Origin of the sequence: Methylobacterium sp. W2 (assembly GCF_020662345.1) — a bacterium.
In the GTDB taxonomy this organism is placed as follows: Bacteria; Pseudomonadota; Alphaproteobacteria; order Rhizobiales; family Beijerinckiaceae; genus Methylobacterium.
This window is the reverse complement of record NZ_VMOA01000033.1, coordinates 40,137-64,326: the sequence shown is the minus strand read 5'-3', so window position 1 is coordinate 64,326 and position 24,190 is coordinate 40,137. Positions and strand designations below refer to the sequence as shown.

General features: G+C 68.8%; 23 protein-coding genes. 16 read left to right on the top strand and 7 right to left on the bottom strand.

The features are described from left to right. The 4 genes from hflK to FPV16_RS17780 form a co-directional block, all read left to right on the top strand. Positions 1 to 1,097, top strand: a 1,097-nt coding sequence (gene hflK / locus FPV16_RS17795; protein ID WP_227439708.1) for an FtsH protease activity modulator HflK, incomplete at its 5' end; no start/stop codon positions are given. After that, entirely contained in the window at positions 1,094 to 2,047 is a 954-nt protein-coding gene (hflC, locus tag FPV16_RS17790; RefSeq protein ID WP_227439707.1) for a protease modulator HflC, read from the top strand. The genes hflK and hflC, both read left to right, overlap by 4 nt. 82 nt (positions 2,048 to 2,129) lie before the next feature. Then, positions 2,130 to 3,656: a Do family serine endopeptidase gene (locus FPV16_RS17785; protein ID WP_227439706.1), complete on the top strand. Its 1,527-nt coding sequence runs from the start codon at positions 2,130 to 2,132 to the stop codon at positions 3,654 to 3,656. Positions 3,657 to 3,940: 284 nt separating this feature from the next. After that, positions 3,941 to 4,258 carry a CCDC90 family protein gene (locus FPV16_RS17780; protein WP_227439705.1) on the top strand — a complete coding sequence of 106 codons (318 nt, stop codon included), beginning with the start codon at positions 3,941 to 3,943 and terminating at the stop codon, positions 4,256 to 4,258. Positions 4,259 to 4,372: 114 nt separating this feature from the next. On the opposite strand, the gene serB is transcribed toward FPV16_RS17780, so the two are convergent. Further along, on the bottom strand, positions 4,373 to 5,269 hold the full coding sequence (gene serB / locus FPV16_RS17775; protein ID WP_227439704.1) for a phosphoserine phosphatase SerB: 897 nt from the start codon (positions 5,267 to 5,269) through the stop codon (positions 4,373 to 4,375). A 17-nt stretch (positions 5,270 to 5,286) separates the two neighbouring features. Here serB and miaA point away from each other — a divergent pair, with 17 nt between their 5' ends. Beyond that, positions 5,287 to 6,240: a tRNA (adenosine(37)-N6)-dimethylallyltransferase MiaA gene (miaA, locus tag FPV16_RS17770; RefSeq protein WP_227439703.1), complete on the top strand. Its 954-nt coding sequence runs from the start codon at positions 5,287 to 5,289 to the stop codon at positions 6,238 to 6,240. Here the strand turns inward: miaA and FPV16_RS17765 are convergent. Together FPV16_RS17765 and moaA are read right to left on the bottom strand one after the other, a co-directional pair. Further along, positions 6,218 to 7,084, bottom strand: a complete 867-nt coding sequence (locus FPV16_RS17765) for an NAD(P)-dependent oxidoreductase (protein WP_227439712.1) — start codon at positions 7,082 to 7,084, stop codon at positions 6,218 to 6,220. The genes miaA and FPV16_RS17765 overlap by 23 nt on opposite strands. Before the next feature lie 78 nt (positions 7,085 to 7,162). Continuing rightward, positions 7,163 to 8,197 (bottom strand): GTP 3',8-cyclase MoaA, encoded by a 1,035-nt coding sequence (gene moaA, locus FPV16_RS17760; RefSeq protein ID WP_227439702.1) that lies wholly within the window; start codon positions 8,195 to 8,197, stop codon positions 7,163 to 7,165. Between the two features lie 174 nt (positions 8,198 to 8,371). On the opposite strand from moaA, the gene FPV16_RS17755 reads away from it, so the two are divergent. From FPV16_RS17755 to FPV16_RS17745, 3 genes are all read left to right on the top strand, one after another. Then, positions 8,372 to 8,860 carry a gamma-butyrobetaine hydroxylase-like domain-containing protein gene (locus FPV16_RS17755; RefSeq protein ID WP_227439701.1) on the top strand — a complete coding sequence of 163 codons (489 nt, stop codon included), beginning with the start codon at positions 8,372 to 8,374 and terminating at the stop codon, positions 8,858 to 8,860. Further along, a complete protein-coding gene (locus FPV16_RS17750; protein ID WP_227439700.1) occupies positions 8,851 to 10,218 on the top strand; it encodes an MATE family efflux transporter in 1,368 nt (455 codons plus the stop codon). The genes FPV16_RS17755 and FPV16_RS17750 overlap by 10 nt, the downstream gene beginning before the upstream one ends. Before the next feature lie 144 nt (positions 10,219 to 10,362). Beyond that, entirely contained in the window at positions 10,363 to 11,544 is a 1,182-nt protein-coding gene (locus FPV16_RS17745; protein WP_227439711.1) for a glycosyltransferase, read from the top strand. 30 nt (positions 11,545 to 11,574) lie between these two features. Here the strand turns inward: FPV16_RS17745 and FPV16_RS17740 are convergent, their stop codons facing one another. Then, positions 11,575 to 12,597 carry a DUF2336 domain-containing protein gene (locus tag FPV16_RS17740; RefSeq protein WP_227439699.1) on the bottom strand — a complete coding sequence of 341 codons (1,023 nt, stop codon included), beginning with the start codon at positions 12,595 to 12,597 and terminating at the stop codon, positions 11,575 to 11,577. 263 nt (positions 12,598 to 12,860) lie between these two features. Between FPV16_RS17740 and FPV16_RS17735 the strand changes: the two genes are divergently transcribed. From FPV16_RS17735 to FPV16_RS17715, 5 genes are read left to right on the top strand one after another with little or no spacing between them, the layout of a single operon-like run. Continuing rightward, positions 12,861 to 13,424 carry an iron transporter gene (locus FPV16_RS17735; RefSeq protein ID WP_227439698.1) on the top strand — a complete coding sequence of 188 codons (564 nt, stop codon included), beginning with the start codon at positions 12,861 to 12,863 and terminating at the stop codon, positions 13,422 to 13,424. Positions 13,425 to 13,477: 53 nt separating this feature from the next. Further along, a complete protein-coding gene (locus FPV16_RS17730) occupies positions 13,478 to 13,774 on the top strand; it encodes a cupredoxin domain-containing protein (RefSeq protein ID WP_227439710.1) in 297 nt (98 codons plus the stop codon). Positions 13,775 to 13,778: 4 nt separating this feature from the next. Continuing rightward, positions 13,779 to 15,179, top strand: a complete 1,401-nt coding sequence (locus tag FPV16_RS17725; RefSeq protein WP_227439697.1) for a 4Fe-4S binding protein — start codon at positions 13,779 to 13,781, stop codon at positions 15,177 to 15,179. 43 nt (positions 15,180 to 15,222) lie between these two features. Then, positions 15,223 to 16,047 carry an FTR1 family iron permease gene (locus tag FPV16_RS17720; RefSeq protein WP_227439696.1) on the top strand — a complete coding sequence of 275 codons (825 nt, stop codon included), beginning with the start codon at positions 15,223 to 15,225 and terminating at the stop codon, positions 16,045 to 16,047. Between the two features lie 16 nt (positions 16,048 to 16,063). Then, the gene (locus tag FPV16_RS17715; protein WP_227439695.1) at positions 16,064 to 16,435 is read left to right on the top strand and encodes a tRNA-binding protein; all 372 of its coding nucleotides are present in this window, start codon (positions 16,064 to 16,066) and stop codon (positions 16,433 to 16,435) included. Between the two features lie 2 nt (positions 16,436 to 16,437). On the opposite strand, the gene FPV16_RS17710 is transcribed toward FPV16_RS17715, so the two are convergent. After that, complete coding sequence (locus FPV16_RS17710; protein WP_227439694.1) at positions 16,438 to 16,782, bottom strand: DUF167 domain-containing protein; 345 nt, start codon at positions 16,780 to 16,782, stop codon at positions 16,438 to 16,440. Positions 16,783 to 16,995: 213 nt separating this feature from the next. On the opposite strand from FPV16_RS17710, the gene FPV16_RS17705 reads away from it, so the two are divergent. Beyond that, the gene (locus tag FPV16_RS17705) at positions 16,996 to 17,880 is read left to right on the top strand and encodes an HpcH/HpaI aldolase/citrate lyase family protein (protein WP_227439693.1); all 885 of its coding nucleotides are present in this window, start codon (positions 16,996 to 16,998) and stop codon (positions 17,878 to 17,880) included. Positions 17,881 to 18,312: 432 nt separating this feature from the next. Then, positions 18,313 to 19,416 (top strand): alkene reductase, encoded by a 1,104-nt coding sequence (locus tag FPV16_RS17700; protein WP_227439692.1) that lies wholly within the window; start codon positions 18,313 to 18,315, stop codon positions 19,414 to 19,416. Between the two features lie 29 nt (positions 19,417 to 19,445). On the opposite strand, the gene FPV16_RS17695 is transcribed toward FPV16_RS17700, so the two are convergent. Beyond that, the gene (locus FPV16_RS17695) at positions 19,446 to 22,760 is read right to left on the bottom strand and encodes a hypothetical protein (protein ID WP_227439691.1); all 3,315 of its coding nucleotides are present in this window, start codon (positions 22,758 to 22,760) and stop codon (positions 19,446 to 19,448) included. Between the two features lie 438 nt (positions 22,761 to 23,198). After that, complete coding sequence (locus tag FPV16_RS17690) at positions 23,199 to 23,447, bottom strand: hypothetical protein (RefSeq protein WP_227439690.1); 249 nt, start codon at positions 23,445 to 23,447, stop codon at positions 23,199 to 23,201. A gap of 262 nt (positions 23,448 to 23,709) precedes the next feature. On the opposite strand from FPV16_RS17690, the gene FPV16_RS17685 reads away from it, so the two are divergent. After that, on the top strand, positions 23,710 to 24,153 hold the full coding sequence (locus FPV16_RS17685) for a DMT family transporter (RefSeq protein WP_227439689.1): 444 nt from the start codon (positions 23,710 to 23,712) through the stop codon (positions 24,151 to 24,153). The last annotated feature ends 37 nt before the right edge of the window (positions 24,154 to 24,190 follow it).

The following is a 24,190-nucleotide window of genomic DNA, read 5'->3' as shown; positions in this document are numbered from 1 at the left end:
GGGGCGGCCCGTGGGGTAGCGGCGGTGGTGGTGGCGGCGGCGGAAAGACGCCTCCGGACCTTGAGGAGATCCTCCGTCGCGGCCAGGACCGCCTGCGCGGGATCATTCCCGGCGGGTCCATGGGCGGCGGCAAGGGTGTCGCCGTTGCCGGCGGCATCGTTCTGTTCATCTGGCTCGCCACCGGCATCTACACGGTCGCGCCGCAGCAGGTTGGCATCGAGACGATCTTCGGCCGCTACACCAACACCACCGGGCAGGGCCCGCATTACAACTTCCCCTATCCGATCGGCGCGGTGACGAAGCCGAATGTCGGGCAAGTGAACAGCGTCCAGATCGGCTACCGCGCCGGCGTTGGCTCGCAGTCGCGGTCCCGCGATTTGCCCGAGGAGAGCCTGATGCTCACGGGCGACGAGAACATCGTCGATCTCGATTTCGAGGTGCAGTGGCGCATTAACCCGCTGAAGGCGTCGGATTTCGTCTTCAACCTCGAGAACCCCGAAGGCACGATCAAGGCAATCGGCGAGAGCGCCATGCGCGAGGTGATCGGTCGCCGCAACATCCAGGCGATCCTCACCAACGAGCAGTCCAGCGTGGCCCAGGAGGTCAAGGAGATCACCCAGAAGGCGCTGGACGAGTACGGTGCCGGCGTGCGGATCGAGGTGGTCCAGCTCGTTGCCGTGAACCCGCCGCCGGACGTGCGGCCGGCCTTCATCGACGTCAACGCCGCTCAGCAGGATGCCGAGCGCGCGCAGAACGAAGCCCGCACCTATGCGAGCCGCGAGGTTCCGCAGGCGCGCGGTAAGGCCTCGCAGATCGTCCAGGCGGCCGAAGCCTACAAGACGCAGGCGACGGCGGATGCCACCGGTCAGGCGGCCCGCTTCCAGCAGGTCTATGAATCCTACAAGCTCGCACCGGCGATCAGCCGCGAGCGCATCTTCCTCGAAACGATGGAGCGGGTCCTGGGCTCGGTGAACAAGGTCATCATCGACCAGAACGGAACCGGTGTCGCCGGTGGTGCAACGGGCGCGGGCGTCATCCCCGTGCTTCCGCTGACCGAATTCGGCAATCGCAACGCCAATACGGGAGCCGCCCGATGAACGGTTCCGCTCTTCGCACGGGTGGCGTCTTCCTGCTGGCGGTGATCGCCGTCGCCCTCTACGCCTCGGTCTTCACCGTGGGTCAGATGCAGCAGGCTCTGGTGATCCAGTTCGGCCGTGTCCGCACGGTCCTCAACCAGACCGGAACCGAGAAGCCCGGCCTCTACTTCAAGGTCCCGTTGATCGAGAACGTCGTGCTGTTCGACAAGCGCGTCCTCGATCTCGACCTCCCGGTTCAGACGCTCCTGACCGCCGACAGGCAGAACCTCGAAGTCGATGCGTTCGCGCGCTATCGCATCATCGATCCGCTGCGCTTCTACCAGTCGGCCAACAACGTGCTGCGCGCCAACACGCTGCTGGCGAGCTTCACCAACTCGGCTTTGCGCAACGTGCTCGCCCGCTCGACCCGTGACGCCATCGTGCGGACCGAGCGCTCGCACCTGATGAACGTGATCCAGGGCGACGTGAACACGCAAGCCAAGGAACTCGGCGTCGAGATCGTCGACCTGCGTATGACCCGCGTCGACCTTCCGGCGCAGAACTCCACCGCCGTCTACAAGCGGATGATCACCGAGCGTAATCGCGAGGCCGCCGACATCCGCGCCAACGGCGACCAGATCTCGGCGACGATCAAGGCGAAGGCCGACCGTGATGTGACGGTTGTGCTCTCCGAGGCCAACCAGACCGCCGAGACCCTGCGCGGCCAGGGCGACGGCGACCGGAACCGCATCCTCGTCGAGGCTTTCGGGAAGGACGCGGATTTCTTCGCCTTCTACCGGTCAATGCAGGCCTACGAGACGAGCCTGAAGGGGCCGGAGACGCGCCTCGTCATCAACCCGAACTCGGACTTCTTCCGTTACTTCAACGATCCGCAGGGCCGTGCTCCGGCAACCGCCCCGCGGGCCACCGGAGCGGCGGAAGCGGGTGCGACGACCGGCACGGCTCGCTGAAGCCTGGCCTCATCGCCCGACCGGCCCTTGATCGTCCGCCCCGGCGGACGATCTAATGCCTCGTTCCAACAAGAGGTCGACCATGATTTCCGTTGCGGGCGCCACGACGGCGCGACGTCCCCGGGCATTCCGCCACTCCGCGCGCTCGGCCTTCGCCGCCCTGTCGCTCGCCACCGCGGTGGCCGTCACCGGTCTCGCCAGCCCGGCCCTCGCGAAGGGCCCCGAATCCCTGGCCGACCTCGCCGACAAGGTCACCGACGCGGTCGTGAACATCTCGGCCTCGACCACGGTGGAAGCCAAGGCGCCCGGCCGGACGATGCCGCAGCTGCCGCAGGGCACGCCGTTCGAGGACCTCTTCGAGGAGTTCTTCAACAAGCGGGGCCAGCGCGGCGACGGCGATTCCCCCCGTCCTCAATCGCGCAAGTCGAATTCCCTCGGCTCGGGGTTCATCATCGACGCGTCGGGCATCGTGGTCACCAACAACCATGTCATCGGCGACGCCAACGACATTCAGGTGATCCTGCACAACGGCACCAAGCTGAAGGCCGAGATCATCGGCAAGGATCCCAAGATCGATCTCGCCGTCCTGCGGGTGAAGCCCGAAGCCGACAAGCCGCTGAAGGCGGTGCCGTTCGGCGATTCCGAAAAGATGCGCCCCGGCGACTGGGTCATCGCCATCGGCAACCCGTTCGGCCTCGGCGGCTCGGTCTCGGCCGGCATCGTGTCCGCGCGTGGACGCAACATCGATTCGGGCCCCTACGACAATTACATCCAGACCGACGCGGCCATCAACAAGGGCAATTCCGGCGGCCCGCTGTTCAACATGGACGGCGAGGTCATCGGCATCAACACGGCTATCCTGTCGCCGACGGGCGGCTCGGTGGGCATCGGCTTTGCCGTCCCCTCCGCCACCGCGTCGCAGGTCATCGATCAGCTCCGCGAGTTCGGTGAGGTCCGCCGCGGCTGGCTCGGCGTGCGCATCCAGAACGTCGATGACGCCACTGCCGATGCCCTCGGCCTCAAAGGCGGCGCCAAGGGCGCGCTGATCGCGGGCGTCGACGAGAAGGGCCCGGCCAAGACCTCGGGTCTCGAGATCGGCGATGTCATCACCAAGTTCAACGGGACGGTGGTGAAATCCTCCAGCGACTTGCCGCGCATCGTCGCCTCCACGCCGGTGGGCAAGGTGGTCGAGGTCATCGTCGTCCGGAAGGGCACCGAGACGACGAAATCCGTCACACTCGGCCGCCTCGACGACCCCGAGAAGCCGCAGCTCGCCAATGCCAAGCAGCCGGACGCGGCGGAGCCCGCCATCCGTCAGGCCCTCGGGCTCAACCTATCCGGGATCACCGACGAGCTGCGCCGCCGCTTCAGCATCAAGGACAGCGTGAAGGGCGTGGTCGTCACGCGGGTCGATCCCAACTCCACCGCGGCCGACAAGCTGATCAAGCCCGGCGAGGTCATCGTCGAGGTCGGTCAGGAATCCGTCTCGTCCCCCGCCGACGTGACGAAGCGGGTCGACCAGCTGAAGAAGGAGAACCGCAAATCCGTTCTCCTCCTCGTGGCGGCCGCGTCGGGCGACGTACGCTTCGTGGCGATCGGTCTGGAATAGGCGATCGCTCCGACGACGGCATTGGCCCATTCCGCACGCGGGATGGGCCTTGCTATGCCGTAGAACCAGACCATTCGGCTTGTGCGACTCGCCGGCCGGCGCGTAGGCTGATCTCGATGACGAGAGACTAGCTACCGATGACGGCGGTCGCCTTCGACACGTTGAAATTCGCCCGCTCCCTTCGCGAGAAGGCGAAGCTGTCGTCTGAACAGGCCGAAGGCCTCGCGGACGCGTTTACGGAGCTGTTTCAGGGCGACATCGCCACGAAGTCCGACGTCGGATCGGTGAAGATCGACATCGAAGCGCTCGGCTTGTCGACACGAGCGGATGTCGAATCGCTTCGCCTGTCGTCACAAGCGGATATCAAGGCGCTTCGCTTGTCGACCCAGGCCGATATCGAGGCACTTCGCTTGTCGACGCGGGCGGATATCGAAGCACTCAAGCTGTCCACGCGATCAGACCTTCGTGAAGCCGAGGCACGGCTGGAAGCCAAGATCGAAGCGACGAAGGCCGATATCATCAAGTGGATGTTCGGGACGATCGGCTTCCAGACCCTGATCATCCTCGGCGCCGTCATCGCATTGGCACGGATCATCCGCTGACCGGCTGGTCCCAAGCAGGTTTAGCAAAAGTGGTTTCCGGTTTTGCGTTCTGAAACCTGCACCACTTTAAAGACCTGAGCGAGGGGAAGCGTTGGCGAGCCAACGCGAACCTGCTTAGGCGACGAACTCGTTCGCCCCGTACCCCTGCAGGTAGAGAAGCGCGGTCAGGTCGCCGCGGTCGATTCGGACATCGGCCGCCGCGGCGACTTTGGGCTTGGCCCGAAACGCCACGCCGAGGCCGGCCTCGCCGAGCATGTCGAGGTCGTTCGCCCCGTCGCCCACCGCCAGCGTGTCCGCACGGTCGAGGCCGAAGCGCGAACGCAGGGCGATGAGCGTCGCGCGCTTCGTCTCCTTGCCGACGATGGGCTCCAGCACCTCGCCGGTAAGATGGCCGTCCTTCACCCCAAGGGTGGTAGCGTGAGCCTCGTCGAAGCCGATCGTCGCCGCAATCGGTCCCGTGAACAGGGTGAACCCGCCGGACACGAGGCAGGTATGGGCGCCGTTGGCCTTCAGCGTCCGAACGAGGCTACGCCCCCCCGGCGTCAGGGTGATGCGATCCCGGATGAGGTCGTCCACCACGCCCACCGGCAGGTCGCGCAGCAGGGCGACGCGTTCCCGCAGGGCCGGTTCGAAGGCGATCTCTCCGCGCATGGCCCGCTCGGTGATGGCGGCCACGCGGTCCTTCAGGCCGATCGTGTCGGCGAGCTCGTCGATGCATTCCTGTTCGATCATGGTCGAATCCATATCGGCCAGGAACAGCCGCTTGCGGCGATGGGCGCCCGCCACCTGCACGGCGACGTCGAACGGTTCGGCGGCAAAAGCCGCCCGCAGCCGCCGCGCCATCGCCGAAACCTCCTCCCCGGAGCCCGGGAACAGGATCTCGGCCGCTACCTCGCCATGGAGGATGCGCGGCTGATGGTCAGTCCGCAGCACGGAACGGGCTTCCGCCAGGACCGCATCGGTGATGGCGGGCCGGCTCTCGTTTGCTATCAGGGTCGCGACGAGGGTCATCGGGGAGTGTCCACGCCTTGCCGCCGGTCACGGACGGATCACACAGACAGGCGCCCCCGGCGGCGATCCTCATCGCAGGGCCCACCGCCTCGGGCAAGTCCGGCCTCGCGACGGACCTCGCGCGCCGTTACGACGGCGTGGTGGTCAACACCGATTCCATGCAGGTCTATGCCGATCTGCGACGGTTGTCGGCGCGGCCGAGCGTCGAGGACGAGGCGCTGGCGCCTCACCGGCTCTACGGTGAGGTGGATGGCGCGGTGAACTACTCGGCCGGGCATTTCGCCCGCGGTGCCGCGAGCCTCCTCGACAGCCTGCACGGCCGGCTTCCGATCTTCGTCGGCGGCACCGGCCTGTATTTTCGCGCCCTGGAGGAGGGGCTGTCGGACCTGCCTCCTGTCCCCGAGGCAATCCGAACCGCCCTTCGCGCGCGGGCCGAGGACCGGGCCACCGAACGGCTCCATGCCGACCTCGCGGAGGTCGACCCCGCCGGAGCGGCGACCCTGCGCCCCACCGACCGCGCCCGGATCATGCGCGCGCTCGAAATCTTCGCCGCCACCGGCCGGCCGATCTCGGCGTTTCACGGTGAGCGCGTCGCCGGGCCGCTGGCGGGCAAACGCCTGGTCAAGCTGTTCCTCGCCCCCGAGCGCGAGACCCTGCGTGCCCGGATCGACCGACGTTTCCTGGCGATGATGGAGGAGGGCGCCCTCGACGAGGTCGCGGCGCTGAGGGAACGCCGCCTCGATCCTCTCCTGCCGATCATGCGCGCCCACGGCGTGCCGGGTCTCATCGCCCATCTCGACGGGACGATTCCCCTCGCCGAGGCGATCCAGCGCGGCCAGGGCGATACGCGGCGCTATGCCAAGCGACAATTCACCTGGTTCCGCCACCAGATGGGCGAGGACTGGGCCTGGACCGATCCCGACGCGGCCCTCGCCATGGCGACCGGCCTCATTTCTCCAGGCGGGCGATGAGGCTCGACGTGTCCCAGCGGCTGCCGCCCATGGCCTGCACGTCGGCATAGAACTGGTCGACGAGGGCGGTGACCGGGAGCTTGGCGCCGTTGCGCCGGGCTTCGAGGAGGAGGATGCCGAGATCCTTGCGCATCCAGTCGACGGCGAAGCCGAAATCGAATTTCTCGGCATTCATGGTCCGGCCGCGATTCTCCATCTGCCAGGACCCGGCCGCCCCCTTCGAGATCACGTCGAGCACCGCATCCACGTCGAGCTCGGCGCGCTTGGCGAAGTGAATCGCCTCCGACAGGCCCTGGACGATGCCGGCGATGCAGATCTGGTTGACCATCTTGGTGAGCTGGCCGGAGCCGACCGGTCCCATCAGGCGCGAGGCCTTGGCGAAACTCAGGATCGCGGGCTCGACCTTGGCGTAGGTGGCCTCGTCCCCGCCGCACATCACGGTGAGTGCCGCGTTCTCGGCGCCGGCCTGTCCGCCGGAAACGGGAGCGTCGATGAAGCCGAGGCCGAGTTCGGAGGCGGCCTGGGACAGTTCGCGCGCGACTTCCGCGGAGGCCGTGGTGTGATCGACGAAGACCGCGCCCTTCTCCATCCCGGCGAAGGCGCCGTCCTCACCCAGCGTCACGCCGCGCAGGTCGTCATCGTTGCCGACGCAGGCGAAGACGATCTCCTGCCCCGCCGCCGCCTCGCGGGGCGTCGCCGCGAAGGCGCCGCCATGGGCCTCGACCCATGCTTCCGCCTTGGCTGTCGTCCGATTGTAGACGGTGACGGCGTGACCTTTTTTGGCGAGGTGACCCGCCATCGGGCCGCCCATCACGCCGAGGCCCAGGAACGCGACCTTCGCCATCATCCGTCTCCATCCGTCACTATGTGTGCCGGCGGGTCTAGATTCGATGGAGGGAGGGGTCAAACGCGCGGGCGGGCTCTAGCCGCCGGTGACGCTCATATGGCGTGGCACGGCGGCCGGGCGGGCGCGCTCGATGACGAAGTCGTGGCCCTTGGGCTTGCGCGCGATGGCGTCGGTGACGGCCTGCGTCACGAGGGCATCGTCCGGCGAGGCGCGCAGGGCATGGCGCAGATCGGCGGCATCCTCCTGGCCGAGGCACATGTAGAGCTTGCCGGTGCAGGTGAGGCGGACCCGGTTGCAGCTCTCGCAGAAATTATGGGTCAGCGGCGTGATGAAGCCGAGCCGCCCGCCGGTCTCGGCGATGCGCACGTAACGCGCCGGTCCGCCCGTCCGGTCGGGCAGGGGCACCATGGTGTAACGCTGCTCGAGACGGGCGCGGGCGACGGAGAGGGGGAGGAACTGGTCGGTGCGGTCGCCCTCGACCTCGCCGAGCGGCATGACCTCGATGAGGGTCATGTCCATGCCGTCGCCATGGGCCCAGGCGATCATGTCGGCGATCTCGTCCTCGTTGACGCCCTTCAGCGCCACGGCGTTGATCTTGACCTTGATCCCGGCCTTGCGCGCCTCCTCGATCCCGTCGAGCACCACCTTGAGGTCGCCGCGCCTCGTGACGGCGCGGAACTTGTCGGGGTCGAGGGTATCGAGGGACACGTTCACGCGCTTGACGCCGAGTTCGGCGAGCTCAGGGGCGAAGCGGCCGAGCTGTGTCCCGTTGGTCGTCATCGTCAGCTCTTCGAGAGCGCCGCTGCCGAGATGGCGGGACAGCCGCCGGAAGAGATGCATGATGTCACGGCGCAGCAGCGGCTCGCCGCCCGTGATCCGGAGTTTGCGCACGCCCCGGTCGATGAACACGCCGCAGAGCCGGTCGAGCTCCTCGAGGGTGAGCAGGTCGCGCTTGGGCAGGAACTGCATGTCGTCCGACATGCAGTAGACGCAACGCAGGTCGCAGCGATCCGTCACCGAGATGCGAAGGTAGGTGATCGCGCGCTGGAAGGGGTCTATCAACGGCGCAGGCGCCTTCGATGCGACGCGTTCGGCTAAGGCAACACCCATGGGGGACTCGGGACTCGGGCCTGAGGAGACTTCCGGAGCGTGGTCGCGCGATGAACCTAGCATGTCCGGCATATGAGGCGCGACAGCGGATAGGGCAAGCATACCAGGACGCATGCCCGCCGCGCTCTACACATATATTGCATCCAATCCGGTTTCGGGCATGAGATTTCTCGCATGAGCCAGCATCACGCCGATCCCCACTCCCCCGGCCGGCAGGTCGCTCCGCCCGAGCGCTGGCCGACCGAGATCCGCTTGTCCGGCGACAAGCGCACGCTCAACGTCGCCTTCGAGGATGGCGGCAAGTTCGCCCTGCCCGCCGAGTACCTGCGCGTGTCCAGCCCCTCGGCGGAGGTGCAGGGCCACTCGCCGTCCGAGCGCAAGGTCATCGGCGGCAAGCGCGACGTGGCGATCCTATCGGTGGAGCCGGTGGGCAATTACGCGGTGAAGCTGACCTTCGACGACATGCACGATACCGGCCTGTTCGGCTGGGGCTATCTCTACGACCTCGGCCGGGAATACCGGAACCGGTGGGCGACATACCTGTCCGAACTCGACGAGCGCGGCCTCGTGCGCGATGCCGCCCGGCGCCCGGCCGCCGCCCCCACCAAGGGCGAGCCGCCCAAAGGCGAGGGAAGCTGCGGCAGCGGGTGCGGATGTCACTGACCGCCACCGCCGATTCGCCGATCGGGGTGACGCCGGCTCCGGCCACCAGCCGCCGCATCCTGGCGCTGGCCCTGCCGATGACGCTGGCCAACGTCACCACCCCGCTCCTCGGCTTCGTCGGGGCGGCGGTGATCGGGCGCCTCGGCGATCCCGCGCTCCTCGGCGCCATGGCGCTCGGCGCGGTGATCTTCGATGCGGTTTTCTGGTCCTTCGGCTCGCTGCGCATGGCGACGGCGGGCCTCACCGCCCAGGCGGTGGGCGCGCGCGATGCCGGGGAGATCGACCGCATCCTCGCGCGTTCCCTGGCGGCGGGCCTCCTCGTCGGCCTCCTCATCACGGCAGCCCAGGTGCCGATCGCCGCCGGGGCCTTCGCGCTCAGCGGCGCCAGCCCGGCGGTGATCGCGGGGCTCGCCACCTATTTCCACATCCGCATCTTCGCGGCGCCGTTCACCCTGGCGAACTACGCCATCCTCGGCTCGGTGCTCGGGCGCGGGCGGACCGATCTCGGCCTCCTGCTGCAGGTAGCGATCAACCTCGTCAACATCGCACTCACCCTCGTCCTGGTGCTGTGGGCCGATCTCAGCGTCGCGGGCGCCGGCATCGCCACTCTCCTGGCCGAAGCCGCCGGGACCGCCCTCGGGCTCGTTGTCCTGGCCCGGCTCGGTTCGCGGCCGTTCTCGGTGCCGGTCCGCGTCATTCGCGACCCGATGGCGCTGGCGCGGATGCTCTCCGTCAATGCCGACGTGATGATCCGGACCCTGCTCCTCGTCGGCGCCATCGCCCTGTTCTCGGCGCTCGGCGCCCGGTCGGGCGACGTGGTTCTGGCGGCCAATGCGGTGCTGTGGAATCTCTTCCTCATCGGCGGCTTCTTCCTCGACGGGTTCGCCACGGCGGCCGAAACCCTGTGCGGGCAGGCGGTGGGCGCACGCGACGAGGTCGGCTTCCGCCGTGCGGCGCGACTCAGCCTCGTCTGGTGCGTCGCCTTCGGTCTGGCGGTGGCGGCGCTGTTCCTGGCCTTCGGCGCGGCCTTCATCGATACCGTGACCACCAGCCCGGAGGTGCGCGAGACGGCGCGCGCCTATCTCGTCCCCGCCGCCCTCGCGCCCCTCGTGGCCTCGGTCCCCTTCGCCTATGACGGGATCTATATCGGCTCGACCTGGACGCGGGCGATGCGCAACCTGATGATCGCGGCCACCGGCATCTATGCCGTCGCCATCGGCCTCGCCCATGCGGGCGGCTTCGGCAATATGGGCCTCTGGCTCGCCTTCCTCACGCTGCTCGCCGCACGTGGCGCCAGCCAGGCCCTGGCCTATCCCGGCCTCGCCCGGCGGACCTTCGCGAAACCGTTGGCCGCCTGATCGTCGCACCGGACGGCTGCCGTTCAGCTTGCGATCGATAAGGTCCGGCCCTCTCACCTGCCGGGAAACGGAAGCGGGTCCGCCCGCGCCGTCCCATCGGAGTCCCCCGTGCCCTACTCGACCCTCGCCGACGTCGCCCCCGGGATCGATACGTCGCCCCGCTTTCCCTCGGCGGCACCGGACACCGTGATCGCCATCCCGGTCCGCAACGAGGCCGAGCGGATCGAGGCCTGCCTTCGCGCCATCGACGCGCAGGAGGGCGTACGCCCCGGCAGCCTCGGCCTGTACCTGTTCCTCAACAACTGCACCGACGGCACGGACCGGATCGTCGCGGACCTCGTCCAGGCGATGTCGATTCCCGTCCGCATCCGCTGCGTGACCTTCGACGGTGCCCATGCCGGCTGGGCGCGGCGCGCCGCCATGGATGCCGCCGCCGAATGGATCGGCCCCGACGGCACGGCCGGAACGATCCTGACCTCGGATGCCGACAGCCGCGTTCCCACGGATTGGGTGGCCCGCAACCTCGCGGCCCTGGATGCCGGCGCCGACGCCGTCGCCGGGCGCATCCAGATCGACGAGGCCGAATGGGCGGCTCTGCCCAAATCCCTGCGCGCGCGCGGCAAGCTCGAGGATGCCTACAGCGACCTCCTCACGGAGCTGGAAGCACGGTTCGACCACGATCCGCACGATCCCTGGCCCTGCCACCGCACGACGATCGGCGCCACGCTCTCCGTACGGCTCTCGGCCTACCGGCTGGTGGGCGGCATGCCGATGATCCCGCTCGGCGAGGACGGTGCCTTCGTGGCGGCCCTGCTCCAGCACGGGCTCCGGGTCCGTCACGCCAAGGACGTGGTCGTCACCGTGTCGGGGCGTCTGGTCGGCCGGGCGCCCGGCGGCGTCGCCGATACGATCCGGGCACGCTGCGAGATCCCCGACAGCCTCTGCGACGCCCGCATGGAAGCGGTGCCGCGGGCGCTCTACCGGTACCTGTGGCGTCGTCGCCTGCGCCGCCTCCACGCCACGGGGCGCCTGGCGACCACGCGGGCCTGGTCCCGCAAACTGGACATCCCGGCGGCGGATGCGGGCCGAATCGCCCAGCAGCCCCTCGTCGGTCTCGCCGTCGCCGAGATCGAGCGTGTCAGCCCCCGACTGGTCTATCGCCCCCTCGGGCCGAAGCAGCTGCCCCGCCATATCCGCGTGGCGTCCCTCGTCCTCGTCGTGCTCCGCGCGGCCGCGGCCCTGCGAAGCCGCCTGCCGTCCCCCGCTCCCGCATCGCCCCTGCTGCCGGAAGCCAAGGCCATCGCGGGCGATCCCGTCTCCCGCTGAACGAACCGCAGGACACGGCATGCCGGCCGGTCAGGCCGGGTCGGCGTCGATCTGCCGTCGGGCCGCGTTCATCCGGACGACGCGCTGCGCCGTGGTGACGGAGAGGGCCTGGAACGCCTCCATCATCCCGCGCATCACTTCGGGCGGCGGCTCCCGCTCGGATGTCGAGGCCATGAACAGCTTCAGGATCTTCCAACCGAACCGTACCGAGCGGACGAGGTAGAGCAGCGGCTCGTAGGAGGATGCATGATAGGCCTCGATGGCCATGGCGCTGGGAACGCCCGCGAGGCGGGCGAGCGCCACGAGCGCTTCCGTCTCGCGGCCCGAATTGAGCCAGCCGACGATGACGGTTTCGGTGATCTCGCCCTGGCGGAACTGGGCGCCGACGAACACCTCGGCCGCGAAGATCGCGCGGACCGGATCGTCCGGTGAGGGTGGGGCGATGTCGTCCCATAATGCGTCTTCCTGCGCCAGGATGTCCGGGGCGTCGTCGCGGCCGCGAAGCCGCGCGGCGAGCTCCGGATCGGACAGGCTGCGGCCTAAGAGCTGCCGGTAGCCGTCGAGGGAGAATCGCGCGCCGGGATTGCCCGCCACCGCGCGCGAGACCACAGCGTCGCCCCGCTCGACGATGATGTCGGTGAGGAGTTCAACGAGGGTCTTCCGCCGCGTCAGGGCCAGAAGCTGGGGCTGACCGCAAACCCGCGCGATGGCGCTCAGGTCCTCCACTGTGAGCAGCATCGCCGCTTCGAGGGTCGGGACCGACACGGAGGCGGCGGGATCGAAGGCGAGGTCGCGAATCAGGCGCGGCGGCGCGTTCGCGATCGGGGCGAGGCGACGCGACAGGTCGCTCCTGGCGACCTCCTCCATCGACCGCGCCAGATGCAACATCACCATGTCGAAGGCGTGGACGTGGTCGGAGCCGAGGCGCGGTGCGTATTCGGAAAACAGTGACGTGAGATTCTGCAGGATCGACTCGCGGCGCTCCGTCGAAGCTCCCGCCATGGTGCGGTCGAGTTGCTGAACGAGGGCCACGAGGGCGGTCGCCTTGGGCACTGATGTCTCCGGCCGACCTTGCCTACCAGCAGAACTACGGGGACACGACATTGGTCGCGTCACCGTTAACGGACGGTTTGTCCGGCCAGCGTGACCGGCGGGCCGTTCGCCGTTCGGCCAGCCGGTGCGGCATAGAGGCCGTCGGAGGACCCATCGACCGTCGTTTCAGGAGCGGCCGCAACACCTTGGAATTGTTCTGATATATCGATTCGGCAAAGAAGCGCCTTTGCATCGGCGGAGCGCTGGTTTACGCGCTAGAGACGATGCGCAAAACCACTCACTCCGCACTGATGTCCGCCTCCCTGCTGGCCTTCGCGGCCCTGGGCACCGGCTTCGCCTCGGCCAAGGAGACGCCGATCGGCCCTCCCATGCTGAAGGACGGCCTGGAAGTGACGGCGGTCTATCTTCAGCCGATCGAGATGGACCCGCCGGACATGATGCGCGCCGCCGCGCAATCCGACATCCACCTCGAAGCCGATATCCGCGCGGCCAAGGACAACCGCAACGGCTTCGCCGAGGGCGATTGGCTTCCCTCCCTCGACGTGAGCTTCGAGCTGACGAAGCTGGAGGGCGAGGCCGCCACGGGCCCGAAAGTGAGCGGCTCGCTGATGCCGATGGTCGCCAATGACGGCCCGCATTACGGCGACAACGTCAAGCTGAGCGGCCCCGGCCGCTACCGGCTCAAGCTCACGGTGGCGCCTCCCGGCAAGAACCAGCATTTCGGCCGCCACGTGGACAAGGAGACGGGTGTCGCCGAATGGTTCAAGCCGTTCGACCTGATCCAGGACTTCACCTTCGCCGGCACCGGCAAGAAGGGCGCGTATTGAGCATCGTGATCCAGCACGTCCGCAGCTTCGTCCTCGCTTTCGCCTGTGCCTTCCTGGCAGCGGGCATCGGCGCCGCATGGGCCAACGACATGCCGGTGATCAAGGTCGAGATGAAGGACGGCGTGATCATCCCCGAGATTATCGAGGTGCCGGCCAATACCCGCTTCAAGCTGGAGATCACCAATACCGGCACCTCGCCGGTGGAGTTCGAGAGCATGGAGTTGAAGCGCGAGAAGGCCCTGGCCGCCGGCTCCACCTCGGCAATCGTCTTCCGCACCCTCGACCCCGGCACCTACGACGTGTTCGACGACTTCCATCCGGAAGCCAAAGCCAAGCTGGTGGCGAAGTAGCCCGATGGCGGCGAACGTCTCGACGGACCTGCGTGAAGCCTGGATCGACCAGCGCCTCGCGGAACTCGGCCATTGGCTGCAGCGCCACGGCGGCATCATCCGCAGCGTGCAATGGGCTGTCGTGGCGATCTATCTCGTCCTCGTGGCCGTGCCCGCCGTCCTGCCGCTGCCGGACCGGACCGCCCATCTCTGGAACAACCTGACCGTCCTCGCGCAATTCGCGTTCTGGGGCATCTGGTGGCCGTTCGTCCTCGTGAGCATGGTCCTCGTCGGCCGGGCCTGGTGCGGGGTTCTGTGCCCCGAGGGCACGCTCACGGAATTTGCCAGCCGCTGGAGCCTCGGCCGCGCGGTGCCGCGCTGGATCACCTGGGGCGGCTGGCCCTTCATCGCCTTCGCCGGAACCACCGTCTACGGCCAGATGGTCAGCGTCTATGGCTACCCGAAGCCGGTTCTCGCCGTGCTCGGCGGCTCCACCGTGGCGGCGATCGCGGTGGGCCTCGTCTATGGCCGCAACAAGCGCGTCTGGTGCCGCTATCTCTGCCCTGTGAACGGCGTCTTCGCGGTGCTGGCCAAGCTCGCCCCGGTGAGTTTCCAGGTGGACCGCCCCGCCTGGGCCGCCTCCGACAAACCGCAGGGCGCCGCCTTCAACTGCGCGCCCCTGGTGCCGGTGAAGACCATGCGCGGGGCCGGCTCCTGCCATATGTGCGGGCGCTGCAGCGGCTATCGCGGCGCGGTCCGCCTCGCCCGGCGCTCCCCCGCTTACGAGATCGTCCATGTGGCCGGCTCCGAGCCGAGCCTCGAACAGACGGTCCTGATCCTGTTCGGGATGATGGGTCTGGCGGCCGGCGCCTTCCAATGGTCGTCGAGCCCCTGGTTCATCGACGCCAAGCAATGGCTCGCCACCTGGTTCATCGAACACGGCATGGTCTGGCCGCTGGAGACCACGCTGCCGTGGTTCGTGCTCACCAACTACCCCGAGCACAACGACGTCATGACGCTCCTCGATGGCGGCCTGCTGCTGGCTTATATCGGGGCCGCGACGGTCATCCTCGGGGTCGGCCTGTCCGCCCTCGTGGCCCTCGCCACCCGTTGCCTCGGCCCCTGGTCGTCGGCGCGCTTCCACCACCTGACGCAGACGCTGATCCCCATCGCGGGATGCGGCGTGTTCCTCGGCCTCTCGGCCCTCACCGTCACCTTCCTGCGCGGGGAGGGGCTCGCCCCGCCCTACGTCGCCGAGATGCGTGCCGGGCTGCTCATCGGCGCGAGCCTGTGGAGCGCGTGGCTCGCCTGGCAGGTGGCGGGGCTCACCGTCGGCGGATGGCGCCGGGCGGGTGCCACCGCCTGCATCGCCGCCGCGGCTTCCCTGTCGGTCTCCGGCTGGGTGCTTCTGTTCTGGATCTGGTAGGGCGCCCCCACAGCCCGCCCGCGACATCGAAGGAAATCTCCGCATGATCGGAGCATTCGTCATCGCCTTCCGCGAGGTCATTGAGGCCGGCCTCATCATCGGCATCGTGCTGGCGGCCACGCGGGGCATCGCCGGGCGCGGCCGCTGGATCGGCCTCGGCGTGCTCGGCGGGCTTGCCGGCGCCTGCCTCGTGGCGCTCTTCGCCGAAGCGATCTCCGACGCGTTCGAGGGCGCGGGACAGGACATCCTCAACGCGGCCGTCCTCGCCACCGCCGTCCTCATGCTGATCTGGCACAACACCTGGATGAGCCGCCACGGGCGCGAGCTCGCGGGCGAGTTGAAGGCCGCCGGAGAATCCGTGCGCAGGGGCGAGACCACATCCGCCGCCCTGGCCTTCGTCGTCGGCGCGGCGATCCTGCGCGAGGGCGCGGAGCTCGTCCTCTTCCTCTACGGCCTCGTGGCCTCGGGCACGTCCGGACCCGACCTGCAGATCGGGGCGCTGGCCGGGGTCGGCGCGGGCATCCTGATGTCGGCGGTGAGCTATTTCGGCTTGTCCGCGATCCCGACCCGCTACGTCTTCTCGGTCACCAGCGCGCTCATCATCTTCCTCGCCGCCGGCCTCGCCGCGCAGGCGGCGCAGTTCCTCACCAATGCCGGCCTCATCACGGTGCTCGACCGGCCGCTCTGGAACACCGCCAACATCCTGTCCGAGGGCAGCCTGGTCGGGCGCGTGCTCCACGCCCTCGTCGGCTATACCGACCGCCCGACGGGGCTGCAGGTCATCGTCTATCTCGGCACGATCCTGGTCATGGTCGCTCTCATGCAATGGTCGTCGGCCGACAAAAGGCGGACCCTGCGGACGGCGTGAACCGGGGAGGCGGGCCATGCATGTGAACCACGATGCGGCGGCCCCGGCGGCGGCCCCGATCAGCTTCGACCAGTTCCTGGCCGTGGACATCCGGATCGGCACGGTGGTCTCCGCCGAGCCCTTCCCGCAGGCGCGCAAGCCGGCGCTCAAGCTCGCCATCGATTTCGGGCCGTCCATCGGCACCAAGCGTTCCAGCGCCCAGATCACCGAGCATTACCGGCCGGAGGATCTGGTCGGCCGGCAGGTTGCCGCGGTGGTGAACTTCCCCCCGCGCCAGATCGGCAAGTTCCTCTCGGAAGTCCTGACCCTGGGTTTCGCCGATGCGGGCGGCGCCGTCGTCCTGTTCCGCCCCGACCATGCCGTGCCGGACGGAAGCCGCCTGTTCTGACCTCACCGCCGTGTGGCCGCCCCGGCGATCCAGGCGTCGAGGCGCGCGGCCAGCAGCGAAGGGTCGCCGCCGAGCGCCAGGATCTTCTGTCGCGCCGTATCGCCGCTAACGATGCGGATGTCGGACCGGCGCAGGTGCAGGGTGTCCGCGAGGGCGGCGATCAGCGCCGTGTTGGCCGCCCCCTCCACCGGTGGTGCGGCGACCCGCATCTGGAGCCAGACGCGTCCGTCGGCGCCCTCCACGAGGCCGTCGAGCCCGGTCCGGCTCGCGCGCGGCGTCAGGCGCACGGCGAGCCGGACGCCCTCCGGCGTCGCCGTGTACGGACGGGTTTCCGTCGAGGGCGGCATCAATCCACTCCGTTTATGGGCTGGGCCCGGTTGCGTCGAACCCGGTGGATATCCGCGAGGCCCTCGCGGCGATGCGGTATGATCGGCATTTCGCTGCAAAGGCCACGCCCGCGCCGGTCAAACGCGGATCATCGACACGCATTTTAGATCCGCAGGGCTGTCCCGGCCGTCGTGTTGCATTAAGCTCCTCCGCATCGCCACTGGAATGCGTTCATGTCCGATCTTCGCCTGCGCCGCAGCGTCCTCTACATGCCCGGCTCGAACCAGAGAGCCCTCGACAAGGCGAAGACCCTGCAGGCCGATGCCCTGATCCTGGACCTCGAAGACGCGGTGGGACCGGACGAGAAGGTGCTGGCCCGGGAGCAGGTCTGCGCGGCCGTGAAGGGCGGCGGATACGGCGACCGCGAGCTCGTGATCCGCGTCAACGCTCCGCAGACCCCCTGGGGCGAAGCCGACCTGAAGGCAGCGATCGAGGCCCGGCCCGACGCCATCCTGATGCCGAAAGTGTCCTCGCCCGCAGTGTTGGAGAGCATCGCCAACCATCTCGAAGCCCTCGACGCCCCCGAGAGCATCGACGTCTGGGCGATGATCGAGACCCCGGCAGCGATCCTCAACATCCAGGACATCGCCAAGGCGCGGCGCGACCGGCGCACCCGGCTCACCTGCTTCGTCCTCGGGACCAACGATCTCGCCAAGGACACCTGGGCGCAGCTCGTGCCCGGCCGGGTGCCGATGCTGCCGTGGATGATGTTCACCCTGGCCGCCGCGCGTGCGGAAGGCCTCACCATCCTAGACGGCGTGTGGAACGATATCGGCGACATCGAAGGCTGCCGCACCGAATGCCGCCAGGCGCGCGACCTCGGCTTCGACGGCAAGACGCTGATTCATCCCAACCAGCTCGAACCGGCCAACACCTCCTTCGCCCCGACGGAGGAAGAGGTGCGCCGCGCCACCCTGGTGATCGAGGCCTTCGACAAGCCGGAGAACGCCAAGCGCGGGGCCATCAAGGTCGAGGGCCGCATGTACGAGCGCCAGCATATCAGCATGGCGCGCCGCGCGGTGAACTGGTCGGATTCCATCGCCGCCAGGGGGTATTGAGGCAGGTCATCTCTTCCATGAACGGCGGAGAGAGCCCCCCTCTCCCCGCAGGCGGGGCGAGGATCGCGGACACCTTGTCGTGTCCGCGATGAGCGGAGGCCAAGCCCACCGACGGTGAGGGGGCGATTCCGAAGGTGTCTCATCCGAAATCGCCCCCTCACCGTCGGCTACCGCCTCGACGCGCCGACGACGGGGTCGTCGCGTCCCTCTCCCCGCAAGCGGGGCGAGGGGATGCGCACCCGGCGCAATCGGGGGAGGGGTGCGGGAACAAGGGATCGGGCGGCGGGATTGCCCGCCCATAGCGCTTCACCCGCACTGGCCCCATCCCGTCTCCCTCATGGCATCGGGACGGCTCGGTTGCGTGAACGGGTGAACGCGAAGCCTCCCGGTCGGGGGGCCTGTCTCATCCCCGTTAAGGACAGCACGCACCTCATGAGCCCGATCCTCGAACCCTTCACCCTCGGCGACCTCACCCTCAAGAACCGCGTCGTCATGGCCCCGTTGACCCGGAGCCGGTCGTTCGACGAGGGCATCCCCCCGGATTTCGCGGTCGATTACTATGCCCAGCGCGCCAATGCCGGCCTCATCATCTCGGAAGCGACGAACATCTCGCCCCAGGCGGTGGGCTACGCGCTGACGCCGGGCATCTGGACCGATGCGCAGGTGGAAGGCTGGAAGCCCGTCACCGCGGCGGTTCACGCCAATGACGGGCGCATCTTCCTGCAGCTCTGGCATACGGGTCGCATCTCGCATCCCGACGTGCAACCGAACGGCCAGTCGCCGGTGGCCCCGTCGGCCCTGAAGCCCGAGGGCATGGCCTTCACCAAATCCGGCATGAAGCCGCACGAGACGCCCCGTGCCCTGGAGACGGACGAGATCCCGGGCATCGTCGAGGATTATCGCAGGGCGGCCGAGAATGCGAAGCGCGCCGGGTTCGACGGTGTCGAGATCCACTCCGCCAACAATTACCTGCTCGAACAGTTCGTGCGCGATTCCACGAACAAGCGGACCGACCAGTATGGCGGCTCGATCGAGAACCGCCTGCGCTTTCCCCTCGCTGTGGTGAAAGCGGTGACGGAGGTCTGGGGCGGCAAGCGCGTCGGCATCCGCCTGTCGCCCGCCACCACGGAGCCGGGCAAGACGCCGCTGGACAGCGATCCGAAGGCGACCTTCGGCGCCTATATCGACGCCCTGAACGGGTTCGACCTGCTCTACGTTCACACGATCGAGGGCGTGACCCAGCAGACCCGCGACGTGCCGGACGAGGTCGATTTCGGACAGATCCGCGAGCGGTTCAAGGGCGCCTATATCGGCAACAACCAGTACACGCTCGACCTCGCAGAGAAGGACCTCGCCGAGGGGAGGGCGGACCTCTTCAGCTTCGGCCGGCCCTATATCGCCAATCCCGATCTCGTCGAGCGGCTCCGCACTGGCGCACCGCTCGCCGAGGCTCCGAAAGCCTATTGGTATGGCGGGGGCGCCAACGGCTATTCCGACTGGCCGGGCATGAACGGCCCCGTCGCGTTCCGGCGCTGACGCCTCATCCCGGGGTGGGAAGGCGGGTCTCAGCCCTTGGGTGAGGGCGGGGGCTCGCCGGCCTGAGCTTCGGCAGCCTGGGCCTCGGCCTGCACGCCACCGGCATTCGCCGGTTGCGGCACCGACATCTCCGGGTAGCGCTTGCGATATTCTTTGAGAAAGGCCTGGAGCGTCTCCGCCTTGGTGGCCCGCTGCGCGATCTCGCGGAAGGCCAGGCTGCGCACCGCGTTCGGCTGGGTGAGCAGGGCGAAGGTGCGGGCGTCGACGCTCTCGGCCATGGGTTCGGCGAACTTCGCCCTCAGGCGCTCCAGCCCGAGGGATTCATTCGACAGGCCGTAGGCGATGGCCGAGCGGAGGATGTCGGAGCGCATGGCGTCGTCGAGGGGTCTGCGCAGGCGCCAGGCCTCGCCGACCATGGCCTCGTGCGCCTCCCCCGCCTCGCGCCAGCGGCGGCCGCTCCAGAGAATGTCCGCGCGCAGCCGTTCCGCGTCGGCGCCGGTCTCCGCCTCGATGGTCTCCAGGGCGAGATCGGTGCGCGACAGGTCGGACAGGGCGCGTGCCCGGATGAGGGCGCGGGCGCGGCGCAGATCGTCCGGCAGTTCGGGCAGGTAGGTGGCGTCGATGACCTGGAGCGCCTGGAGCGGCTTCTCGTCCATCATCCGGATGGTCGCCAGTCGCGCGGCGACGCTGGAGCGGGCCGGACCGGACAGCCGGTGATCGATCTGATGCTGGAGCAGTTCACCCGCCGAATCGAGCAGGTCGAGTTCCACCAGCTTGTCGGCGAGGCGGCGCACGATCTCGTCGCCACGGCGGCCGATCGGCGCGAAATCCTTGAAGTCGAAATACAGCGCCAGCGCCTCCACGCCGGACATCCGCGCCCCCTTCTCGGTGAGGAACAGGTCGTCGAACAGGTCCTGGGCGCTGTCATGGAGCTCGCGGCTGATCGCCGATCCGGGCGCCAGCGCATCCGCCTTGCGCGAGGCGGCGAAAGCCTGGCGCCAGCGCCCGGCTTCCATGTTCAGCTTGGAGAGCCCGGCGATCGTCCTCTGCTCGATCTCGTCGCCATGCCAGGTGAGGAGGAGCGTTTCCAGCCGTTCGATGGCCTCGGCCACCGGCATCTTGCCGAGGGCATGGGCGAGGATGGTGCCGCGCAGGGTCGCCACGGCGGCGGTCGGCCGGTCGGCCGTGTCGGACAATCGCCGATAGGTATCGAGCGCCGCGCTCGTCTGGCCCGTCACCTCGTCGATCCGGGCGCGCAGAAAGGCCAGGCGGTCGGTGACCGAGCGGTCCGCCGCGCGCGCCAGCGCGGTGGTGATCTGCTGGCTTGCCGTGGCCCAGTCGCCGGTCTCGATGGCGGCCTCCGCCGCAACCGAGCGAAGCAGGCTCTGCAGGTCGTCGGGATAGCGCTCGATGATCCCGGCCGTGTCCCGGAACGCCGTATCGGCGATGGGCCAGCGCCCCGCCTTGGCATCGAGATAACCTTTCCATAGCCGCGCCTCCGGGTCGGCCCGCAGGTATTCGGTGTCGAGGGCCTTCCGCGCATCGGCGTAGCGGGCCATCTGGGTGTTCGCCACGGCGGTGAGGATCGCGAGTTCCCGTTGTCCGGCCATCACCGGATCTTCGCTGGCCGCCACCTTGAGGACGCCGAGGGCTTCCAGGCCGAGGCCGTTGGCGAGCATGCTCCGCGCCAGGGCCAGCCTCAGCGGCCCGCGCGCCGGCCGCGCCGCATCGACCACCGCGTTCAAGTGCTCGCGCAGATTCTCGCCGATATTGCCGCTCCGCGCCGCGTCCCAGGGCTGGCGTTCGATGGCGAGATCGCTCACGGCGGTGAGGGCCGGTTCGGCCGGGCGCGCCACCCCGGAGACGGCCATGCCGCCTTCGCGGCCGATCACGACGCCGTCCATGTCCGGCCGCACCAGGAGATCGTCGGCCTTGGCGAGGACGGCCACGCCCTGGCGGCTGGGCAACAATTCGAAATCCACGAAGGCTTGCCGCTTGGGGATGCCGGCGGGCTTCGGGCCGTAGCCGGTCACCACGCCGATCCGCTCGCCGCCCCGCTCGATCCAGGTCGCCCCGCCGGGGTTGGGCAGGCGGATGCCGATGCCGATGCGGCCGCTGGCCTCCGGGTTGCGGATCGCGGACAGCGTTTCGCTGGCCGACAGGTTCTCTCCGGCGACGAGCTCCCAGCCGGTGGGCGCATCCGCATCGCCGATGGGGACGAGATCGAGCAGCCGCTCGCGGGGAACCTTGAAGCTCACGGCGACGAAGGCACCCTGGCGCCGGGGCTGGCTGGCGAGCTCGAAGACCGGATCTCCAGGCGGGACGGTGATGGTCTCGGGCGTCTCGAAGACCAGGGTGGCGATGCCGGCCCGCTCGAACAGGGCCGCCGCCGGCTGGCGTTGGAACGGGAAGGCGAGGCCGGGTCCGGCCGGGCGCAGGACGATGGTCTTCTGCGGGACAGCGGGCGCGGGGGTGCCGGCGGGTCTTGGCGGCGCGGCGCTCACCGGCGCCGTCACGGGTTTGGACGATGCCTCCGCCGCCGCGGCCTTGACATCGGAAGTCTTGGCATCCGAGGGCGCGGCCCTGCGGACGACGTCCAGCGTCACGCCGTCCTCGTCGCGTCCGGTCCGGATCTCGTAGCCGGCGGCGGGCGTCACCAGCAGGCGGGCACCGTCACCGTCGTTCTCGACGGTCAAAGCCTCGATGGCGGGCTTCGTCCGCCCACGGGGCGCGAGGTCGTCGATGCGCCAGGCGCCGGGAATCGTCAGCCGCGTCGCCAATCCGGCCTCGTCGAACCGCGCGATCGTGTCCGGCGCCAGTCGGAGGCTGAGGCGGGTCAGGGTCGGCAGGCGCGACAGTTCGAGGGGCAGGCGCTTCGGCTCGACGACGGGCCTCGCCGCGCGCATGGCGGCTTCCGCGATCTGGGCCCGGCGGACGAGTTCGGCCACGATCTCAGGCGGCAGCGGAGGGGGGAGCCCGGACCAGTCTTCGGGCAGCAGGTCCACGAAGACGTGTTCGCCCGCCGTCTGGACGTTGAGGCGATACGGCTTCTGCAGGGCAAGGCGCAGGCCGGTCCCGTCGGGGTCCCGCCGGACCATGGTGACGAAATCGGGGATCTCGCTTGTGATCTTCTCGGGCGCGGAGGTGCTGGGCTCGCCGAAATTCACCAGCAGGACGAGGCCGGAGATTCGGGCCTTCACCGGCACCGCCGAATCGAAGGTCATGGCGATCCGGGCATAGCGCCCGATCTGGTTGGCTTTCACGGTGAGGAGGCGTGCCGCCTCGGCCTCGCTGGCCGTAACCAGCGTCCCGCCGAGGATCGAGGTCGCGACGAAGCCCGCCATGAGCCGGCGCCGACGTCTCGCGATTTCGGCCCCCATTCCCATCGCAGGTCACGCCACACCGGATTGTGCGGAGGATCCGAAACGGATTCCCCCAACACGCTACACCACCGGTGACTGTCCACGATCGAGGCTAACGCCCGCCTAACGCCCGCTTGGCGCGATGTCTCGAAACTGCTCGCCCCTGGGGTCCCGCTCGGAAAGATAGCCTTCCGCCGATGCCCGAACAAAAAAGCCCCGCGCCGGCTCAGGCCGGGCGGGGAAGTGTTCAGAAGGATCTTCCTTGGGAGGAAGGCCGCAACTTTACCATGTGACATCCCACATTTACCACATCGGGAAACGGACATTTCCACCGCCGAAGCCGCCCCGGCAACGATGTCGCGGGCCAGGTGGAGGCCGGCCCGTCCGATGACGGCCGCCGAGCGAGGGTGTGGTTCCGGCCTACATCCCGCCGGTTCCACCGCTGCCGCCGCCGGCGCTTCCGGCCCCGGACCGGCGCGAGGGCTGGCTGGAATTGCCGCCCGCCGCCGAACTGTCACGACCGCGACGGCCGCCGGTGTTGTTCGACAGGCTGGGCGTTCCAAGACCGCGCTTGGAATGGCGGGACCGCGCATCGGCGGAGGTCGTCATCTGCGCGAGGGCGAGGGACGAGACGGCGAGCGCGCACAAGGTGAGGGCCAAGGTCTTCATGAATTCTCCTGTCGATCCGGTGAGCCAACGCCAGAACCACCCGGAATATCCCTGACGAGAGAACCAAGATTGCGACAGTAAAGACCCCGCCCGGCGCGAACCGGACGGGGCGAAGTCACACAATCCCCCTCGGGGCGGAGGGTATGGGATAGACGCCCGACCCCGGCAAAATCATCCCCAACACGGACAGGCCGCAGATGTCGCACCACCTGGGGCCGTGGCCGCCCTAGATGAGAAGGCTCACCGACGGAGCCGGAAACCGATGTGGTATCTGTACGGCGCCGTTCTTCTCGCGGGCATCGCGAACGCCGTGCAGGCGGGACAGAACGGAGCTTTGGCCAAGAGCCTCGGCGGATCCCTCAGCGCCGGCCTCGTCGTCGCGGCGGGAACGGCCACCTGCATCACCGTCGCCGGCCTCGTCTCGGGCAAGCTGACCCTGCCATCCGCCGCCCAGGCCCTGGACGTGCCGTGGTGGGCCTGGTTCGGCGGCGTGCTCGGGGGCGGCATCGTTGTGACGCAGCTCATGGTGGCCCGCCAGATCGGGGCGGCCCCGTTCCTCGGGATGCTGGTGACGGCGGGCGTCATCACCTCGATCCTGCTCGACCATTTCGGCTGGGTCGGCTTCGAGCGCCACCCGGCCACCCTGTGGCGGATCGCCGGCGGTCTCCTGATGATCGGCGGCGTCGCCCTCGTGACGATTTTCTAATCCGCCGGGCTGAACCGTTTCCACGGTGTCCGTCGTT

Coding starts and splice junctions, on each gene's coding strand:
- FPV16_RS17750 (WP_227439700.1), top strand. CDS start 8,851: ATGTCACTGACCGCCACCGCCGATTCGCCGATCGGGGTGACGCCGGCT.
- FPV16_RS17710 (WP_227439694.1), bottom strand. CDS start 16,782: ATGCCGCCCTCGACGGAAACCCGTCCGTACACGGCGACGCCGGAGGGC.
- FPV16_RS17700 (WP_227439692.1), top strand. CDS start 18,313: ATGAGCCCGATCCTCGAACCCTTCACCCTCGGCGACCTCACCCTCAAG.
- FPV16_RS17720 (WP_227439696.1), top strand. CDS start 15,223: ATGATCGGAGCATTCGTCATCGCCTTCCGCGAGGTCATTGAGGCCGGC.
- hflC (WP_227439707.1), top strand. CDS start 1,094: ATGAACGGTTCCGCTCTTCGCACGGGTGGCGTCTTCCTGCTGGCGGTG.
- FPV16_RS17705 (WP_227439693.1), top strand. CDS start 16,996: ATGTCCGATCTTCGCCTGCGCCGCAGCGTCCTCTACATGCCCGGCTCG.
- FPV16_RS17690 (WP_227439690.1), bottom strand. CDS start 23,447: ATGAAGACCTTGGCCCTCACCTTGTGCGCGCTCGCCGTCTCGTCCCTC.
- FPV16_RS17785 (WP_227439706.1), top strand. CDS start 2,130: ATGATTTCCGTTGCGGGCGCCACGACGGCGCGACGTCCCCGGGCATTC.
- FPV16_RS17755 (WP_227439701.1), top strand. CDS start 8,372: ATGAGCCAGCATCACGCCGATCCCCACTCCCCCGGCCGGCAGGTCGCT.
- FPV16_RS17685 (WP_227439689.1), top strand. CDS start 23,710: ATGTGGTATCTGTACGGCGCCGTTCTTCTCGCGGGCATCGCGAACGCC.
- FPV16_RS17695 (WP_227439691.1), bottom strand. CDS start 22,760: ATGGCGGGCTTCGTCGCGACCTCGATCCTCGGCGGGACGCTGGTTACG.
- FPV16_RS17725 (WP_227439697.1), top strand. CDS start 13,779: ATGGCGGCGAACGTCTCGACGGACCTGCGTGAAGCCTGGATCGACCAG.
- FPV16_RS17715 (WP_227439695.1), top strand. CDS start 16,064: ATGCATGTGAACCACGATGCGGCGGCCCCGGCGGCGGCCCCGATCAGC.
- serB (WP_227439704.1), bottom strand. CDS start 5,269: ATGACCCTCGTCGCGACCCTGATAGCAAACGAGAGCCGGCCCGCCATC.
- FPV16_RS17765 (WP_227439712.1), bottom strand. CDS start 7,084: ATGGCGAAGGTCGCGTTCCTGGGCCTCGGCGTGATGGGCGGCCCGATG.
- FPV16_RS17735 (WP_227439698.1), top strand. CDS start 12,861: ATGCGCAAAACCACTCACTCCGCACTGATGTCCGCCTCCCTGCTGGCC.
- moaA (WP_227439702.1), bottom strand. CDS start 8,197: ATGGGTGTTGCCTTAGCCGAACGCGTCGCATCGAAGGCGCCTGCGCCG.